The organism is Pseudomonas sp. OVF7, from assembly GCF_030644265.1.
In the GTDB taxonomy this organism is placed as follows: Bacteria; Pseudomonadota; Gammaproteobacteria; order Pseudomonadales; family Pseudomonadaceae; genus Aquipseudomonas; species Aquipseudomonas gorinensis.
Genome location: NZ_CP128996.1, coordinates 5,844,801 through 5,862,946 on the forward strand (window position 1 = coordinate 5,844,801; position 18,146 = coordinate 5,862,946).

16 protein-coding genes are annotated in these 18,146 nt (G+C 60.1%); all 16 read right to left on the bottom strand.

The window, feature by feature from the left end:
• Positions 1–2 precede the first annotated feature (2 nt).
• The 16 genes from fliE to flgG all read right to left on the bottom strand — a co-directional run bounded on the left by fliE (position 3) and on the right by flgG (position 18,084).
• Complete coding sequence (gene fliE, locus QU606_RS26515; protein ID WP_024076715.1) at positions 3–332, bottom strand: flagellar hook-basal body complex protein FliE; 330 nt, start codon at positions 330–332, stop codon at positions 3–5.
• Between the two features lie 128 nt (positions 333–460).
• A complete protein-coding gene (locus QU606_RS26520) occupies positions 461–1,837 on the bottom strand; it encodes a sigma-54 dependent transcriptional regulator (protein ID WP_304997809.1) in 1,377 nt (458 codons plus the stop codon).
• Positions 1,838–1,843: 6 nt separating this feature from the next.
• Positions 1,844–3,055: a PAS domain-containing sensor histidine kinase gene (locus QU606_RS26525; protein ID WP_041161276.1), complete on the bottom strand. Its 1,212-nt coding sequence runs from the start codon at positions 3,053–3,055 to the stop codon at positions 1,844–1,846.
• 110 nt (positions 3,056–3,165) lie between these two features.
• Positions 3,166–4,641: a sigma-54 dependent transcriptional regulator gene (locus tag QU606_RS26530; RefSeq protein ID WP_024076718.1), complete on the bottom strand. Its 1,476-nt coding sequence runs from the start codon at positions 4,639–4,641 to the stop codon at positions 3,166–3,168.
• A 169-nt stretch (positions 4,642–4,810) separates the two neighbouring features.
• Positions 4,811–5,107, bottom strand: coding sequence for a flagellar protein FliT (gene fliT / locus QU606_RS26535; protein WP_024076719.1), 297 nt, complete (start codon positions 5,105–5,107; stop codon positions 4,811–4,813).
• A gap of 25 nt (positions 5,108–5,132) precedes the next feature.
• Positions 5,133–5,537 (bottom strand): flagellar export chaperone FliS, encoded by a 405-nt coding sequence (fliS, locus tag QU606_RS26540; protein ID WP_024076720.1) that lies wholly within the window; start codon positions 5,535–5,537, stop codon positions 5,133–5,135.
• A 139-nt stretch (positions 5,538–5,676) separates the two neighbouring features.
• On the bottom strand, positions 5,677–7,086 hold the full coding sequence (gene fliD / locus QU606_RS26545; RefSeq protein ID WP_304997810.1) for a flagellar filament capping protein FliD: 1,410 nt from the start codon (positions 7,084–7,086) through the stop codon (positions 5,677–5,679).
• Between the two features lie 80 nt (positions 7,087–7,166).
• Positions 7,167–7,517, bottom strand: coding sequence for a flagellar protein FlaG (locus QU606_RS26550; protein ID WP_024076722.1), 351 nt, complete (start codon positions 7,515–7,517; stop codon positions 7,167–7,169).
• 74 nt (positions 7,518–7,591) lie between these two features.
• Positions 7,592–9,007 (bottom strand): flagellin, encoded by a 1,416-nt coding sequence (locus QU606_RS26555; protein ID WP_024076723.1) that lies wholly within the window; start codon positions 9,005–9,007, stop codon positions 7,592–7,594.
• 274 nt (positions 9,008–9,281) lie between these two features.
• Positions 9,282–10,211 carry a ketoacyl-ACP synthase III gene (locus QU606_RS26560; RefSeq protein ID WP_024076724.1) on the bottom strand — a complete coding sequence of 310 codons (930 nt, stop codon included), beginning with the start codon at positions 10,209–10,211 and terminating at the stop codon, positions 9,282–9,284.
• Positions 10,212–10,488: 277 nt separating this feature from the next.
• Positions 10,489–12,090, bottom strand: a complete 1,602-nt coding sequence (locus tag QU606_RS26565) for a flagellar hook-associated protein 3 (protein ID WP_024076725.1) — start codon at positions 12,088–12,090, stop codon at positions 10,489–10,491.
• Positions 12,091–12,104: 14 nt separating this feature from the next.
• Complete coding sequence (flgK, locus tag QU606_RS26570; RefSeq protein WP_024076726.1) at positions 12,105–14,150, bottom strand: flagellar hook-associated protein FlgK; 2,046 nt, start codon at positions 14,148–14,150, stop codon at positions 12,105–12,107.
• Positions 14,151–14,163: 13 nt separating this feature from the next.
• A complete protein-coding gene (gene flgJ, locus QU606_RS26575; protein ID WP_024076727.1) occupies positions 14,164–15,429 on the bottom strand; it encodes a flagellar assembly peptidoglycan hydrolase FlgJ in 1,266 nt (421 codons plus the stop codon).
• A gap of 4 nt (positions 15,430–15,433) precedes the next feature.
• Positions 15,434–16,522, bottom strand: coding sequence for a flagellar basal body P-ring protein FlgI (locus QU606_RS26580; protein WP_162163609.1), 1,089 nt, complete (start codon positions 16,520–16,522; stop codon positions 15,434–15,436).
• A 27-nt stretch (positions 16,523–16,549) separates the two neighbouring features.
• Entirely contained in the window at positions 16,550–17,245 is a 696-nt protein-coding gene (gene flgH / locus QU606_RS26585) for a flagellar basal body L-ring protein FlgH (RefSeq protein WP_024076729.1), read from the bottom strand.
• Between the two features lie 53 nt (positions 17,246–17,298).
• Complete coding sequence (gene flgG, locus QU606_RS26590) at positions 17,299–18,084, bottom strand: flagellar basal-body rod protein FlgG (protein ID WP_024076730.1); 786 nt, start codon at positions 18,082–18,084, stop codon at positions 17,299–17,301.
• Between the last annotated feature and the right edge of the window lie 62 nt (positions 18,085–18,146).

Genomic DNA, 18,146 nt, shown 5'->3' on the forward strand with positions numbered 1-18,146 from the left:
CCTTAAACCGGCATCTGCATGATGTCTTGATAGGCTTGCACCAGCTTGTTACGGACCTGGGTCAACGCCTGGAACGAAACGCTGGCCTTTTGCGAGGCGACCATCACATCGGTGAGGTCTACGCCGCTCTTGCCGATCTCGAACGCGGTGGCCAACTGGTTGGAGGCTTGCTGGGTATCGCTGACTTTATTGATTGCCTTGCCGAGCATATCGGCGAAACTGCTTTGGCCCAATTCCGGCGCTGGCGCGACGGATTTCGGCTGAGCCATGGCATCCATTTGCATGGAGCGCATATCCAACATCAACCGATTGAACTCAATACCCTGGCTCATGACCTTCTCTCCGACAACCCGCAATTTTTTGACACTACGCAGCGATTACTGGGGAGGTAGCAACAAGGGTGCCAGCTCTGTAGCAACTCGTAAGAAAAGGCGACAAACCTTGTCAGTCTCGTTACGGATCAGGTGGCAAAAAGATACGCTTCCACGTCCATACCAGCATCGCGCATCTGCGCCAGCTTGTAGCGCAGGGTGCGCGGGCTGATGCCCAGGCGTTCGGCAGCCTCCTTGCGACGGCCGCGCTCGGCACGCAGGGTGTCAATGATCATCTGGAATTCGCGGCGCCGCAGGTCGTCACCCAGGGCACCGGCAGACTCGGCTTCGGCGACGACCGGAGCGGGCGCCAGGCTCGGCAGCGGCGCGGCGCCACTGCCCATGGCCAGGCAGAAATCCTGAGGCTGGATCAAGCCGCCCTGCTGCAAAATCAGCGCGCGCTGGATTGCGTTGTCCAATTCCCGCACGTTGCCGGGCCATGGGTAGCTGATCAAGCAGGCCTGGGCATCGGCCGACAGCCGCGCCTGGGCGTGCTTCATTTTTTTGACGTGGTTGTTCAGCAGCCGCTCGGCCAGCGGGAGGATGTCTGCCGGGCGTTCGCGCAACGGGCGCCAGGCCAGGGGGAACACCGAAAGCCGATAGAACAAGTCCTCACGGAAACGCCCTGCCGCCACTTCGCCCGCGAGGTCGCGGTTGGTCGTGGCGATCACACGGATATCCAGCTGGATCGGCTTGCGTGCGCCGACCCGCTCCACTTCACGCTCCTGCAACACCCGCAGCAACTTGGCTTGCAGGCCCAGGGGCATTTCGGAAATTTCATCGAGCAGGAGGGTGCCGCCGTCGGCTTGCTCGAACTTGCCGGGCTGGGCCGCGATGGCGCCGGTGAACGAGCCTTTTTCATGGCCGAACAGCGTCGCTTCGAGCATGTTGTCGGGGATCGCGGCGCAGTTGATGGCGATAAACGGTTGCTTGGCGCGGCTGGATTGCTGGTGGATATAGCGCGCCAGTACCTCCTTGCCGGTGCCGGACTCGCCGGAAATCAACACCGTGGAGTCACTGCGCGCCACGCGGGCCGCCAGCTCCAGCAATTGGGCACTGGCCGGCTCGAAGGCAATCGGACCTTCGCCCTCGGTGGCCGGAATCACACCCAGGGCATGCCGGGCGACCAGTTCGATCAGCGCCTTGGGTTCGAATGGTTTGACCAGGTAGTCCGCCGCTCCTTGGCGCATGGCGTCCACCGCCCGCTCCACCGCGCCATGGGCGGTCATCAGCAACACCGGCAACTGCGGCTGACGCGCACGCAGCAGGCCGAGCAACTGGTGGCCATCCATGCCAGGCATGTTCACGTCGCTGACCACCAGGCTGAAGGACTCCTGCTCGACGGCCTCCAAGGCGTCCTCGGCAGAACCGACCGCCCGGTAGTCATGGCCCGCCAACAGCAGCGTGTCAGCCAATGCCTCACGCAGGGCGCGATCGTCTTCCACCAATAAAACCTTGATAGCCATTGCTCTTTACTCCGCGCTTGCCGCGCTGACGAACAGCGGCAAGGTCATCAATGCACAGGTGCCGCGCCCCAGGTGGGAACGCAGCTGCAATTCTCCCTGATGAGCCCGCGCCACTGCCTTGACCACGGTCAGGCCGAGGCCCGTGCCGTTGGTCTTGGTGGTGAAAAAAGGCTCACCCAGGCGCCGCAGCACCGCCGGCTCGATGCCACTGCCGCTGTCGCTGATACACAGGCGCAGGGTTTGCTCGCGCGTATACAAGTGCACCTTGAGCCGTGCGCCGGGGCCGCTGGCCTGGGTGGCGTTTTCGATCAGGTTGAGCAAGGCGCCCACCAGGGTGTCGCGATTGCACAGCAACTCGCCGAGGTGGCTGTCGCACTGCCAGCGCACATTGGCTTCCTGGATATGGGTGGCTGCTGCCGCCTGCAACGACTGCATCAACCCCGACGGCGTGATGCGGTCGGTCAGCGGCAATTCGCCGCGGGCAAACACCAGCATGTCGCGCACCTGATGCTCCAGTTCATGCAAGCGTTCCTTGAGGCGCCCGGCAAAACGCTGCTGGGTGGCCGCGGGCAATTGCTCATCAGTCAAATGGCTGGCGTAGATCAATGCGGCCGACAACGGCGTACGGATCTGATGCGCCAAAGAAGCGACCATCCGCCCCAGGGACGACAACCGCTCATGCCGCGCCAACTGGTCTTGCAGGTGACGGGTTTCAGTCAGGTCGTTGAGCAGCACCAGCTGGCCGGGCTCGGCGTCCAGGGAGCGGGTGGCAATGGACAGGCGGCGCCCGTCCTTGAGGGAGATTTCATGACCGTCGTCTTCGCGCGGCGCGAAGCAGCGGGTGATCACTTCACGCCACAACTCGCCCTCCAGCGGCAGGCCGAGCATGTCGCAGGCGGCCGGGTTGGCTTCGCGCACGCGACCCTGGTCGTCAATGACGATCACGCCGCCGGGCAACAGGTCGAGCAGGTTTTGCAGACGGTTGGCCAGGCGCTCTTTCTCGGCCAGCTCTTCCATGCGCTGGGCACTGACCACGGCCAGCTCACCCTTGAGCTCGGAGACCCGAGCCTCCAGCAGGCTGTAGGAATCAGTCAGTTGGCTGGACATCTGGTTGAACAGCGAAAACGCCTGCTCCAGGCCCTGGCGGCTCTGTTGCTCTACAGACGGGACAAGTCCCTGGAGATCAGGGACCGAAGTTAGTTGGGCGGCGTGGGGCATCATGCTCTCTCGCTTGGCTGACCGTCAGTTAAACGGAACGTTGCGAGGGCTGTAGCAATACCCGTGCCTAAAAAAAACCACCTATAAAACAGTGGCTTGAAAAACAGGCGTCAATCATCTGCCTGTTCATCACCTTCTCGACGACTCATACCGTACTTGCGCATCTTCTCCACCAGGGTGGTTCGGCGGATGCGCAGGCGCTCGGCGGCACGGGCGACGATGCCGTTGGCGTCGTCGAGGGCCTGCTGGATCAACCCTTGTTCCAGGTTGCCCAGGTAGTCCTTCAGGTCCAGGCCTTCCGGCGGCAACATGGCGGTAGCACCGAAGTCCGGGGTATGCCCGTTGATGGCGACCCGTTCTTCCAGGTCACTGCGCAGGCTGTCCACCAACTGCTCGTCTTCATCGTCGACGTAACGGAATTTTTTCGGCAGCTCGACCACGCCGATCACACCGTAGGGGTGCATGATCGCCATGCGCTCCACCAGGTTGGCCAGTTCGCGGACGTTGCCCGGCCAGCCGTGGCGGCACAGCGACATGATCGCGGCGGAGTTGAAGCGAATCGAGCCGCGCTTTTCGTGCTCCATGCGCGAGATCAGCTCGTTCATCAGCAACGGGATGTCTTCCACGCGCTCACGCAACGGGGCCATCTCGATCGGGAAGACGTTGAGGCGGTAGTACAAGTCTTCGCGGAAGCTGCCGACCTCGATCATGCTTTCGAGGTTCTTGTGGGTGGCCGCGATGATGCGCACGTCCACGCTCTGGGTCTTGTTGCTGCCAACGCGCTCGAAGGTGCGTTCTTGCAGCACGCGCAGCAGCTTGACCTGCATCGGCAGTGGCATGTCGCCGATTTCGTCAAGGAACAGGGTGCCGCCGTTGGCCAGTTCGAAACGCCCGGCACGGCTGGTGATGGCTCCGGTAAAGGCGCCCTTCTCATGGCCGAACAGTTCGCTTTCGAGCAGCTCTGCAGGAATTGCCCCGCAGTTGACCGGCACAAAGGGCCCGTCGCGGCGCTTGGAGTGATAGTGCAGGTTGCGCGCGACCACTTCCTTGCCGGTGCCGGACTCGCCGAGGATCAGCACGCTGGCGTCGGTATCGGCCACTTGCTGCATCATCTGGCGCACGTGCTGGATCGCACGGCTGGTGCCGACGAGGCTGCGGAACAGGTTGGGCTCACGGTGGCGACCGCGTTCGCGGGCCTGGTCGTACATCTCGCGATAGACCTGGGCGCGGTGCAGGGAATCGAGCAATTTGCTATAGCTGGGCGGCATTTCCAGGGTGGAAAGTACACGGCGGCGCTGGTCTTCCGGCAGGTCGACAGAAGAAATATCGCCCATTAGCAACACCGGAAGGAACTCATCCCAGGTTGACAGTGTCTTTAACAAGCCCAGAACTGCACCAGGAGCGTTTACCGTCCCGATCAGCACACAAATGACTTCACGGCTCGATGACAATGAGCTGACCACCTGCTGCCAATCGTGGCTACCGCAGGGCAGATTTTCTTCGCCAAGAAAATTCAAAATCACCGCCAAGTCGCGGCGACGGACGCTATCGTCATCAATCAGCAGAATTTTGGTTTCACGCCACATGCAATAGCAACTTCCCTAGTAAAACGCTCTGCCCCAGAGTGAGGGCAATCTAGACGCTTGTAAGACTTCTTACTTACTAGACGTCTGAAATCTGAAAACAGCACTAGTTAAGTCAAAAATGCTGGCACAGTCAAATATATGACGCGCCGTTCGGATTAACTGCGCCCGTTCAACCGAACAGATGGTAAACCTTTGACGCCTTTTTCGCTTGGTTGATCTGCGACATCTCTTCGAAAATCGCCTGGCGTTCGCCGGTCGTCACTTCTAGCAACTGCTGATAAACCGCGAGCAGGCTCTCCAGTTTCTCTCGCAACGCATCCTCGTCCACCGGCGCTTCGCTCAGCACCTCCTCGATCACACTGCGACAGCCCATATCCAGTTCGCCGATGGCGTCCCAGTTACGTTCGGCCAGCGCGTCGATCAAGGCGTCGCGGGTTTCATCAATGCGTTGCAGTGCTTGGCTCATGACGAGTTCCTCAAGGCCGATGGCCTTATTGTGCGGCACCCTGCGGTGCGGCAATGGCATCCCAGCCTTCTTTTACGGTAATCAGCAGACGAGCGACTTCGTCGATCATCTCGGCATCGTTGTGCAGGTTGGCCTGCATCAAGCGGTTGGTCATGTACACATACAGACCTTCCAGTTGCTGGACGTATTCCTTGTTGTCGCTTTTTTCCGCATCCAGGCCATCACGCAGGCCGATCAGGATGTCGGTGGCCTTACCCAGCATCAGGCCCTTCTGAGCGATATCGCCACGCGCCAGCGCCCCCTTGGCTTGCGCCATGCGGTCCAGGCCGCCTTCCATCAGCATCTGCACCAGGCGATGCGGGCTGGCTTCGGAGATCTGGGCATGGGAATTGACCTTCTGGTATTGGCGAAGGGCTCTCATGGGATTCATTTTCTACCTCGTGACAGGCAACAGCTGGAAGGATTGCAGTAACCATTATGTCGACCGGGTCGCAAAAAACTTTAACCCGGCGGCTCTACAAAGAACAAAGCCCAGGTCAACGGACCCGGGCTTTTTCAGGCGCAGTCAATCAACTGCTGCTGCTTTTTGAGCCACTGATTGCATTGAGCGTACCGAGAATACTGGTGCTCTGCTGACGCAACTGCGCTACCAGCGTATCCATGGCGGTGTACTTGCGGGTCAAGGCGTCCTGCATGGTGGTGAGACGGTCATCCAGATCGGTCTGCTGCTTGGTCAGGTCTTTCAGGCTGTCGGCCAACGAGGTGGTACGCGTGGCCAGAATCCCGGTGCTCGGCTTGGCATACGCGTCGGTAGCGGCCGTCAGGCGCGCCAGCAAGCCAGTCTTGCCGCTGAAGATACTGTTGATGTCAGCGGCATTGGTCAGCACCGCCTTATCCCACTGCTTGCTATCGATGCTCAGCGCGCCGGTATCCTGATCGGTTGTGACACCGAACTGCGCCAGGGACTTCAAGGTGCCGTTCCCCGAAAGCGCGTTGAACTCGTTGCGGATCGCCGACTGCAAGGTGCGCATGGTCGAGTCGCCGGTCAGGGTCGCGGCGATGGAGTTACCCGCGGCGTCCTTGGTGACCTTGGTCTCGGCGTTCATGGCCTTGAGCAGGGCGTTATAGCTGTCGACAAAGCCCTTGACCCCGGACTTCAGCGCGGTGGCGCTGGTAGTGACCGAGATGGTCATGGCGGTACGAAGCGGGTTGGTTGTATTCGGATCGTTGGCCGTGACCGTAGGCGACAGCGACAGCAACTTGATGCTTACCCCACTCACCGCATCCGTGATGCTGTTGGACTTGGACTCCGCCGCAATACCATCGATGGTGTACTTGGCGTTCTGAGGCGCGCTGACTACCGTGTAGCCAGTATCAATCCCAGAGTTGCCCGACATCGTCAGGTCCGAACCGACCCCGCTATTGGTGGAGGTCAGGATAAGACGTGAACCGGTGGAGTCGGTGAGGATGTTGGCACTCAGGCCGGCGGTGCCGAACGTGGAGTTGATCGAATCACGCACCTGTTGCAGTGTCGCGCCTGCCGGCACACTCAAATCAAAGTTCTTGCCCGACTGCGTGATTGTCAGCGTTGTCGCCGTGGTGCCGGCGTTGACGACTGTCGACTGGCCACCGGCAAACGTTTTGGTCGATAGCTTCGAAGGCATGGCCAGCTGGTTGACGATCAGCGAGAAGCTGCCGTTCGCCGCACCTTGGTTGGCCGTCATGGTGGCGACCTTTTCGTCCGAAGAGGTACCGGTCAAGCCGCTGAAGCTGTTGTCGGTGCCCATGCTGGTCAGCGCACCACGGAAGGCGTCCAGGGCAGCCTGGATCTTGCCGATCGACGACAGCTGGGTAGTTGCCTTTTGCGATTGGGTGTTGATCTGTGCCTGTTTCGGCGCTCGCTCGGCATCTACCAGGGACTTCACAATCGCCTGAGTGTCGAAACCCGACCCCACGCCAGTAATCGTTGTACCCGCCATCATCTTTCTCCTTTACGGTGGCTGCCGTTATCTTGACGAACAACACTTCAAGCCGTAACAGCAACAAGTTTCATGCCAGCTCAAGCCTTGTCGTCAAACAACACATGACTGGCGCTGGACAGGCTTTGTGCCAGCTTCAAGGCCGTTTCCGAGGGAATCTGGCGGATCACTTCACCGGTGTCGGTGGCGATGACCTTGACCACAACCCTATGGGTGGAAGCGTCAATGGAAAAATCCAGATTGCGCTGGGCCGCTTGTACGAATTCTTTAATATCGGTGACCGCTTTTTCCAGATCGTCCTTTTGGGACTTACCGGTGGCTGGCGCGGCCGGCTCAACCTTAGTCTTATCTTTGTCAGCAACCACAGGTGCCACAGTGCCTTGAGGGGCCTGTAGCGGATAAGACAAGTTCAGTTTTACATTCATGTCCATGCCCAATCTCCTCTGATTGGAAAAGACGAAAGGGCACGTAAACGCGCCCTCCCGTCATTTACCCAGCGCTGTAATTACTGAAGCAGCTTCAGTACAGCGGATGGCAGTTGGTTAGCCTGCGACAGGATCGCGGTGGAAGCCGACTGCAGGGTTTGCTGCTTGGTCAGTTCAGCGGCTTCGGAAGCGAAGTCGACGTCCTGAACAGTACTACGGGCAGACGTGGTGTTTTTCTGAATGTTGGTCAGGTTATCCACAGTGCTGGTCAGACGGTTCTGAACCGCACCCAGGCCCGAACGGGAGCTGGAGATGGTAGCGATAGCCTGGTCGATTACGGACACTGCGTTCTGGGCCTTGGTGGCGTCAGTCACGTCAGTCTGCGAAACCGTAACCTTGGCCGAAGCAGCCGAAGTAGCGGCGCCGAAGAGACCGGTCACACCAGCACCTTCCAGGGAGTAACCCTTGGAGGAGTTCATGTTCACAGCACCGGTAGCGATGATGCCGTCAGCCAGGGCAGTGGCAGTACCGTAGGCACCGGAACCGTCTTTGGTCGCAACAGTGATGGTACCGGCAGCGGTCGAAGCGCTGAAGGCCAGGTTTTCACCGGTGTCGGATTTAACCGACAGAGTGCCTTTGGATTCATCGTAGTTAACGCTGATACCCAGTTTGGCGGAGTTGGACTTCAGTTGCTCAGCCAAGCTGCCGGTATCGGTTACGCCGATGAACGTGGTGGCTTGGCCGCCAACGGTCATGGTGAACGAAGCCGGAGCAGCAGCAGCACCCGCGCCGACAACGAACTGAGCTTCAGTGCTGGCAGTAGCGCTCAGGCCACCGACGGCGCCATTCAGTTGGGCAGCGATGGTTTTAGCGGAAGCAGCGGCAGCTACGGTTACGTTGGTAGTCTGACCGTTACCAGTCACAGCGATTGCGCCACCAGCAACACCAGCACCAGGGGTGATGCCCAGGCTGTTGATCTGCTGCGAACCGATGTTGTTGGCAGCAACGTTGTCCAGGCTTACGTTGATGGTTTCGTTAGCGTTGGCGCCAACCTGGATAGCTTTGGTACCGTAAGAGCCGTCCAGCAGTTTCTGGCCACCGAAAGTAGTGGTTTGCGAGATACGGGTCAGTTCCGAAGTCAGAGCCTGGTATTCGTCGTTGTTCGACTTACGGTCGTCGGTGCTCAGGGAGCCAGTAGCCGAAGACAGAGCCAGGGTACGCATTTTTTGCAGAATGTCGGTCGAAGCCTGCATTGCGCCTTCAGCGGTTTGCGCGATGGAGATACCATCGTTAGCGTTCTTCACTGCTTGACCCAGGCCATTGATTTGGCTAGTCATGCGAGTAGCAATACCCAAGCCGGCAGCGTCGTCTTTAGCGCTGTTGATACGCAGGCCGGAAGACAGGCGCTGCATGGAAGTGGCCAGGGCGCCGCCAGCTTTGTTCAGGTTGCCCTGGGTAGTGATCGAAGCAATGTTGGTGTTTACTGTTAAAGCCATGACGAAATCCTCGTTGGATGGATACTGCGGCTTCCGGCCCTGGCAACCGCCGGGTGTGGCCTGAGAACCTACGTAATAGTTATCGTCGTGGTAGGCGGTTGCTTGAGCCTTTTTTTTATTTTTTTTACTGGCCTCGTGCCATCCCTTGTAATTCAAGGCTTTAGGCTGACTTTTCCCACCGGATTTTCTGGTTTTTTTGGCGCCAAATAAAAAACGCCGATGATCTTTCGATCATCGGCGTTTGCTTTTGCGGCGAACTCAGTCTACCGACGCGTCACGGACGATGCAGAATCGCCGAGCCCCACGACAGGCCCACGCCAAAACCGCTGATGGCCACGCGCTTCCAGGTAGCGTCCATCACGTGCTTCTCCAGCAGCAATGGAATACTCGACGACACGGTGTTACCGGTCTCGACCATATCCTTGATGAACTTGTCCACCGGGGCATCCTCGAAACGCCGCGCCACGGCATCGACAATCGCCGCACTGCCCTGGTGAATGCAGAACGCATCGATGTCGTCGGCCTTGAGCTGCGACTCATCGAGCAGCTCATGCAGGTGTGCCGGCACCTTGAGCAATGCGAAGTTGAACACCTGGCGGCCGTTCATGAAGAACACGCCATCACTGACCTTCAGGTGCGGCGCGCCGGAACCGTCGGTGCCGAACTTCGCCTTGCCCAGCAACCACGACGCGTCTTCGCCCATCCACGTGGCAGTGGCGGCATCGCCGAACAGCATGGTGGTGTTGCGATCTTCCGGGTCGACAATCTTGGAGTACGGATCGGCCGTGACCAGCAGGCCGTTTTTCAGGCCGGTGGCTTCCATGAAGCCTTTCATTGCGTAGATACCGTAGACGTAGCCCGAGCAGCCCAGGGAAATATCGAAGGCCGCCACGTGGGTCGGCAGGCCCAGCTTGTCCTGGACGATGGCGGCGGTGTGGGGCAAACCCTCTTCGTCGCCGTTCTGGGTGACGACGATCAGTGCGTCGATGGACTCGCGCTTCAAATCCGGGTTGTTGGCAAACAAAGCGTTGACCGCCTCGACACACAGGTCGGAGGTTTCCTGCGCAGCTTCCTTGCGCGGCAGAAACGCCGACCCGATCTTGCCAATGATGAACTCTTCATCCTTGGCGAATTTGGCACCCTGGGCGTAGTTATCGATCCCGTCTGCCGGCACGTAACTGGCGATGCTTTTTATGCCAATCATTGTGGCTTCCCAATACTAAATAGCTGGAGAACACCCCTCGGACGACGCCTGGAGTGCTGGACAATAAAGGGGATAACCCCATAAAAATCTCGCTGAAAGCCGCCCCGCAAGGACCCTGTGACGACTTATCCTTTTCACACGATACAGTGAAGATGCGCTTTATGACTCACAGGTCACTCAATTGTGTGTGCTTTGTGCAAAACCTTCAAACAATTAAACCCCAGAAACGAAAACGGCCCGCCCTGTTTCCAGAGCGGGCCGCTTGGCTAGACGCCGCTTACATCTTGTTGAACAGGCTCAACTGGGAGATTTTGACGAACGCCAATTGCGAGGCCTGCAACATGGTTTGCTGCAGCGTCAGATTGATCGCCGCCTCGCCCATATCGATGTTGGCCAGGTCACTCATGGTGCTGGTGTTGGCCAGGCCGATACTGGTGTTTTCGTCAGACTGGATGTCCAGGGCGTTGCCCCGCGCACCGATGGAACCCCGCACGTTGGTGATCTGCGACATTGAATTGGCCAGGTTGGCGATGGAAGCATCCAACACGTCCTTGAGCTTGACGGTCGCCGCCGGATTGCCGTCGGCGGGCAGCTCCAGCGCCTTGCGCAATTGGCCAAGGGTGTCCAGCGCATTCTGGGTTTTCTGGGTATTGGCCCCCACGGAAAACTGATCGCCCGCTTGCGGCGTCCCGCCGCTGATGTCAAAGGTCACCCCGGCCGCGGTCAAGGTTGTCCCGCCGCCGGTATCACCGGTGGCAATGGGCCTGCTATTGGCGGTGTAGGGCTGGGTATACATCTCATAGGCGGTGGCGCTGGTGAACTTGATCAGCGCCCCGCTGTTGGTCGGGAACGTGCTGGCATAGCCCGCCTGGCTGGACACGGTGGCATTGTTCAATTGTGCCGTGGACGCGTTGCTCGGCGTGCGCGAGATACTGAAGGTATCCGGCTTGGCTTCCAGGCTGAACGAACGATCCTTGACCAGCGCATCGGAGTTGGCGCCCGGAGCAACGTCGCCGAGGTTCATGGTGATGTCGAACTTCACCCCACGCAGCGCCACGCTGGTGCTGCCTTCCTTGGTGGCGTCGAAGGTACCGTTGCCGGCAATCTCCGAAGTCACGTCAGTGCCGTTCTTATCGGACACCTTGTATTGAGTACTGCTGGTAAAGGTCAGCTTGTACGGCTCGCCGTCGGCGAACTTACTGGCGTAGTCGGAGCTCGACGTCACCAGCCCGGCCGACAGCGCAACCTTGTTGTCATTGACCGTCGGCGGCACCGTCTGGGGCACAGGTGCAAGCCACGTGGCCTGGGTGCGACTGGAGTTGGCAGCGCCCTCCAGAACCGTCTTGCCGGTATCGCCAGCGTTGACCGTCAACGTATTCGACACTTGCAGGCTCAGCGGCGTTTCGTCGCCCTGATAGCTGTAGGTGCCATCATTGTTACGGCTGTAGGGCGGGGTCTGGGTCTTGGAACCGGAAAACAGGTAGTTGCCGGAAGAGTCCTTGCTGTTGAGCAAGCCCAGGACCTGATCCTCGATCGCCCCCACTTCACTGGCAACCGAGCGACGGTCGGCGTCGCTCAACGAACCACCGGCACGCAGGGCCAACTGAGTGGCGCGCTGCAAGGCATCGTTGATCGCGCCGAGCACGCTTTCTTCGTTGGTCAGGGAGTTTTTCAGGCTGGTGATATTGCCGTTGAACTGGCCCAGCATGTCTTTCTGCTGTTGCAGCAACAGCAAGCGCGCGGCGGCGACCGGATCATCCCCGGCGGTTTGCACACGCACACCGGAACTGGCCTGGTCTTGAGCCTTCACCACGCTGGAATAGTTGTCCGAATACTTGGCGGAACTGGTTTCGAAATATTGAGCAGTAGAAATACGCATCGTCCCAGACTCCCTTAAAGACTATTGATCAATGTACTGAAGGTTTCTTGCGCAGCCTTGATGATCTGCGACGACGCCGTGTAGTACTGCTGGAACTTGATCATGTCGCCCGCTTCCTCATCCAGGTTGACCTGGGACACCGAGTTGCGCGCGTCCTGGTTGGCCTTGAGCAATGCGCCGGTTGCCGTGGTGTCGGTAATGGCCGAAGCGGCCTTGGCACCCACGGTCGAGACCAGGCGGCTGTTGGCCGTCACCAGGCTCACACCACCGCCACTGCCATCGGCCAGGCCGACCGAGGCCTTGGTTTGCAGGTCCAGCAATGCCAGGGCATTGCGGTTATCCGAGCGGCCCGCGGCGTTGAACGAGAACGAGGTGCTGTCACCGTCGGCAGGCGAGCCGCCGACCGTAGTATCGAAACTGAAGCTCTGTGCCGGGGTGAGCAAGGTCCCGCTGGCATCGCGCATCGGTACGGCGACCGTAATCTTGTTGCCTTGGCCTGGAACGATGGTGCCGGTACCAATCGGGTTACCCTGGGCATCGTTGAGCGTGTACGGCTGAGTGCCGTCGGTGGCCGGCTTGCCGAATACCATCTTGACCGGCATCGAGTGTTCAATCCCGGTACGCAGCTGAGCGGTCGCCGCGCCGCCATCGATGTCGATCGGCACCGTCAGGCTCGGCGGGGTAAAGGTGCCAGTGCCCTGGTTGGTCTTGCTGCCCTCGCCCAGCAAAGGCCCGGCGAATGCGATTTTATTGGCGTCGGTCAGTTGGGTACCGATACCGGTGGCACCGTTGGCGGTCGGGCTGACCTTGAAAGTGTCACCCGCGGCCACTGGGCCTTTGCCGTCCAGGGCCAGGGTAAAACCATCAATCACCGGCGGCGGCGTGGTGGTGGTGTCAAACGCGCCCATGGCCTTGCCGTCGGAACGCGTCACCGTGTAGTTATTGCCACTGCTGAAGGTGACTTTATAGTCGTAGGTCGACAGCTTGCTGGTGTCGCTGATGCTGACATTCAGGTTACCGGAACCGGCGCTGTTGCCCGCCGCGCCTTGGCTGCGCTGCGAGATGGCGACAGCGCTGTTGACGTCCTTGAACAGGGACACGCCGAAGTCGCCGTTCAAATCCAGGCCTTGGCCGAGCTGGCTGTTGACGGTATCGGCGGTGGCGATGGCGATACGCCCCAAATCATTGATGGCCGGCATCAAGGCGTCACTGCGATAACGCAACAGGCCACCGATGCTACCGCCACTGAGCACATTGCCCAGGTCGATCGAGGTTCCGCCACCCGCATTGAGCTGGATGGTGTACTGGCTCGGGTCGTTTTGGCTCGGCACTGCCGAAATGGTGCTGGACTGGTCGCCCAACACCAGGGACTGGCCGGTGCCGGTACTGACGCTGAATATCCCGTTCTTTTCGCTGGCGGTGACCCCCACCAACTCATTGAGCGAACGTACCGCTTCGTTACGCGCATCCAGCAGGTTGGCCGGCGCCGTGGTGGTTGAGCCTTGGGCCTGGGTGATCTGCTTGTTGAGCGAGGCGATCGACGAGGTCAATTGGTTGACCTGATCGCTCATGGTGCCCAACTGGCCGTTGATCGATTCTTTCTGCTGGTTGAGCTGGCCGGAGATCGCGTTGAAACGGTTGCTCAGGGTCTGGGCGCTGGTCAACAGCACTTGTCGGGCAGAAACGTCGCTGGGGTTGGAAGCGGCGGTCTGCACGGCGGAGAAGAACGCCCCCAGTACCGAGGACATGCCGGTAGTCTTGTCCGACAAGGTCTTGTCGATGGCGCTCGCCTGGCTCGAATAGGCCTTGGCATCGTTATTGAGTGCCGTGCTGTTCTGGTAAGCCGCGTCCAGGAATTCGTTATATACCCGGCGCACATCGGCCAGGGTGGTGCCGCTACCGATGTATACGCCGCCGTAGGGGTTCGACGCGTTCGCGTTCTGGGTGGTCTGCTGACGCGAATAGCCCGAGGTGTTGGCGTTGGCGATGTTGTTACTCAAGACCGACAACGATCCTTGAGCGGCGTTAAGCCCCGACATCCCGATATTGAGCAAACTCATGGTGGTTCAGACCTTATAAATGAGTGGTCGCGCCCGCGGCAGCGTAATTCTGGTAACTGTCCATCGTTTTGGCGATCTGCGAAATCTTGCTGGCATAGGCCGGGTCGGTTGCGTATCCGGCTTTTTGCAACTCGCGTACAAACTGTTCGGGGTTATCGGCCGATTTCACAACTTCTTTATAGCGATCATTGCTTTGCAGCAACGTCACGAGGTCATGGAAGCTGTCCTGGTAGGAGTCGTAGGAACGGAACTGCGCCGTCTCCTTGACCATCGCCCCATCACGAAACTCGCTGGTGATCGCGCGGGCCTGGCCGCCCTGCCAACTCTTGCCGGCCTTGATGCCGAACAGGTTGTGGCTGCTGCTGCCGTCCTCGGCGCGCATCACCGATTTGCCCCAGCCGGTTTCCAGGGCGGCCTGGGCCACCAAGTACTTTGGATCGACGCCGATACGCGCCGCCGCAGCCTTGGCCATCGGCAACATGGTGGCGACGAATTCATCCTGGGAACTGAAGGCTTTCTTCGCCGGCGCCAACGGTGGCTGGGCCACGGCGCGACCGTAGACCTGCATGCGTCCGCTCGGTACGGCAAACGTGCGCGCAGTGCTGTTGACCACGCTGTCGTCGGCGGCACTGTTACGCAGCGGTGCGTTTTTAGCATCGATCGCGACCGGCGCGGTCGGCACAATGCCAGCGAGCAAGCGGTCGGTCAGCTTGCTTGGCAGGGCAATACGACGCTGGTTCATCAGCGCCATATCGTTGGCGTGGGCGCTGGCGCCCTCGGGCACCGCCACGCGGTACGCCCACAGCGGGCGCTGGCCATTGGAGCGACCCAGCGGGCCATCGGCCTTGGTGCCAGCGGCGATTTCCGTCGGCACATCGACCTTCTTCGCCGCGTCTGCCGCCGCCGGCCCCTGCAAGGTGGCCGCCTGGGCGTCCACCGGTTTGTTCTTCTGCATCTGGCGCATCAGCACGTCGGCCAGGCCGATACCGCCACCTTCGCGGGACATGGAGACCGCCAACTGCTGGTCGTACATCTCCTGGTATTGCTTGGCCGCCGGAGTGTTCAGCGGGTTGTCCTTGCCCAGGGCCTCGGTGGCCGAGCGCATGGACTTGAGCATCTCGCTCAAGAACAACGACTCGAACTCCTGCGCCACCTTGCGCATGTTGCCTTCGCTGTTCTTGTCAGCACCGACCTTGAGCTGGTTAAGCCGGTTCAGGTCGGAGTAAGAGCCCGAGTCCGCCGTGCTGGTCAGCCCGCTTTTGCGCATATCCATGGCCATGGCCTCAGATCACGATCAGGTCGGCTTGCAAGGCGCCGGCCTGTTTCAAAGCTTCGAGGATCGCCATCAAGTCGCCGGGCGCTGCGCCCACCTGGTTCACCGCGCGGACAATCTCATCCAGGGTCGTACCAGGGCCGAACTTGAACATCGGCTTGGCTTCTTGCTGAGCGTTGACACGGGAGCGCGGCACCACGGCGGTCTGGCCGTTGGACAGCGGCCCAGGCTGGCTGACGATCGGGTCTTCGGTGATGGTCACCGTCAGGCTGCCGTGGGTCACGGCCGCTGGCGAGACCTTGACGTTCTGGCCGATCACAATGGTACCGGTGCGCGAGTTGATGATGACCTTGGCCACGGCCTGGCCGGGGTCGACCTCAAGGTTTTCCAGGATCGACAGGTAGTCGACGCGCTGGCTCGGATCGAGCGGCGCAGTGACACGAATCGAACCACCATCGATCGCCTGGGCGACGCCAGGGCCAAGCATGTCGTTGATCTTGTCGACCACGCGCTTGGCGGTGGTGAAGTCGGAACGGTTGAGGTTCAAGGTCAGGCTGTTGCCCTGGTTGAAACCACTGGGCACGGTGCGCTCAACCGTGGCGCCGCCGGGGATGCGACCGGCCGATGGCACGTTCACCGTAATCTTCGAACCATCACGCCCCTCGGCGTCGAAACCGCCAACCACCAGGTTGCCCTGGGCGATGGCGTAGACGTTGCCGTCGATACCCTTGAGGGGGGTCATCAGCAAGGTGCCGCCCCGCAGGCTTTTCGAGTTACCGATGGACGACACGGTGATGTCCACCACCTGGCCCGGCTTGGAGAAGGCTGGCAAGTCGGCGCTGATCGACACCGCCGCGACGTTTTTCAACTGCACGTTGCCCGACCCCGCCGGCACCTTGATGCCGAACTGCGAGAGCATGTTGTTGAAGGTCTGCAGGGTGAATGGGGTCTGGGTGGTCTGGTCACCCGTACCATTGAGCCCCACCACCAGGCCGTAGCCGATCAACTGGTTGGAACGCACGCCGGAAATGCTGGCGATGTCTTTCAGGCGCTCGGCCTGGGCGACTGCGCTCAGGCATAACAACAGTGCCGCTGCCATCAGCTGTTTGACGTTCAAAGTGGCCACCTAGAAAGGGAACAGCGGGCTAAGGAAGAAACGGTCGAACCAGCCCGGCTGACTCGCATCAGCAAACGAACCCGTACCCGAGTAGGTAATGCGCGCATCGGCAATCCGTGTCGACGGCACGGTGTTGTCGGTGGAAATATCATCGGCGCGAACCATGCCAGCAATGCGCACCAGCTCGTCGCCGGTGTTGAGGGTCATCCACTTTTCACCGCGTACGGCGATGATGCCGTTGGGCAATACATCGGCCACGGTCACGGTGATCGAACCGGTCAGGCTGTTGCCCTGCCCCGCCGAACTCTTGCCGTTGGTGGCGCGGTCACCGCTGTAGCCTGCGCTCAGGCTCAAGTCACCGCTGCCCAGGGGGTTATTGGTGTTCGGTACAGCACCAAACAACGAAGTCAGGCCAATGCCGGTCTTGCTGGTCTTGCCCACCTGCGAGTTGGCATTCTTGCTGGCCGTGGTCTTCTCGTTGAGGGTGATGGTGATGATGTCACCGACCCGGAACGCCTTGCGGTCGCTGTACAGGTTCTGTTCGAAACCGGCCTGGTAGATCGAGCCATTATTGGCCGCAGCCGGCAGCGGCGTGCGTGGCAACACCGGCGCGTAGTACGGGTCATTGGGTTTTGGCGTCGGGGCGACACAGCCCGCGAGCACGGCAATCCCACTCAATGCCAGAACGGAAACATAGCGATTCATGACCCTAACCTCACGGTGTTGCAGGCGCTCTCAGGAGCGCCCCATAGACTTGATTACAGATTCTGCGTAACGAACGAAAGCATCTGGTCAGCGGTGGAAATCACCTTGGAGTTCATCTCGTAGGCGCGCTGAGTGGTGATCATGTTGACCATCTCTTCAACCGTGCTGACGTTGGAGGTTTCCAGGGTGCTTTGCAGCGTGGTGCCGAAACCGTTCAGGCCAGGGGTGCCGATTTGCGGCGCGCCGCTGGAGGCGGTTTCCAGGAACAGGTTGTTACCAATGGCTTGCAGGCCGGCCGGGTTGATAAAGTCGGCGGTTTGCAGGTTGCCGATCACTTGCGACGCCGGGTTACCCGCCACCGTAATGGACACGGTGCCGTCGTTACCGACGGTGAACGTTTGGGCGTTGGCGGGCACGACAATCGCCGGTTCCAGGGCAAAACCGTTGGCGGTGACGACCTGGCCATTGGCGTCCAGGTGGAACGTGCCGTCTCGGGTGTAGGTGGTGGTGCCGTCCGGCTGCAGGATCTGGAAAAACCCTTTGCCGTTGATCGCCATGTCCAGCGGCTGGCCGGTTTGCTGCAAGTTACCGGCGCTGAAGTTCTTTTGGGTGCCGACGATCTGCACACCGGTACCCAGTTGCAGGCCCGACGGCAGTTCGCTGTCCTGGGTCGACTGGGCGCCAGGCTGCTTCTTGATCTGGTAGAGCAGGTCCTGGAACTCGGCGCGATCACGCTTGAAGCCCGTGGTCGACACGTTTGCCAGGTTGTTGGAAATGGTGGTCAGGTTGGTGTCCTGGGCGGACAGGCCTGTTTTGGCAACCCATAGAGCCGGAAGCATGCTGTTCTCCTTCGTGCGCCTGTTTGTTGGCGCTGTGCTGCAAAATTAGTGTGGGTGATGCC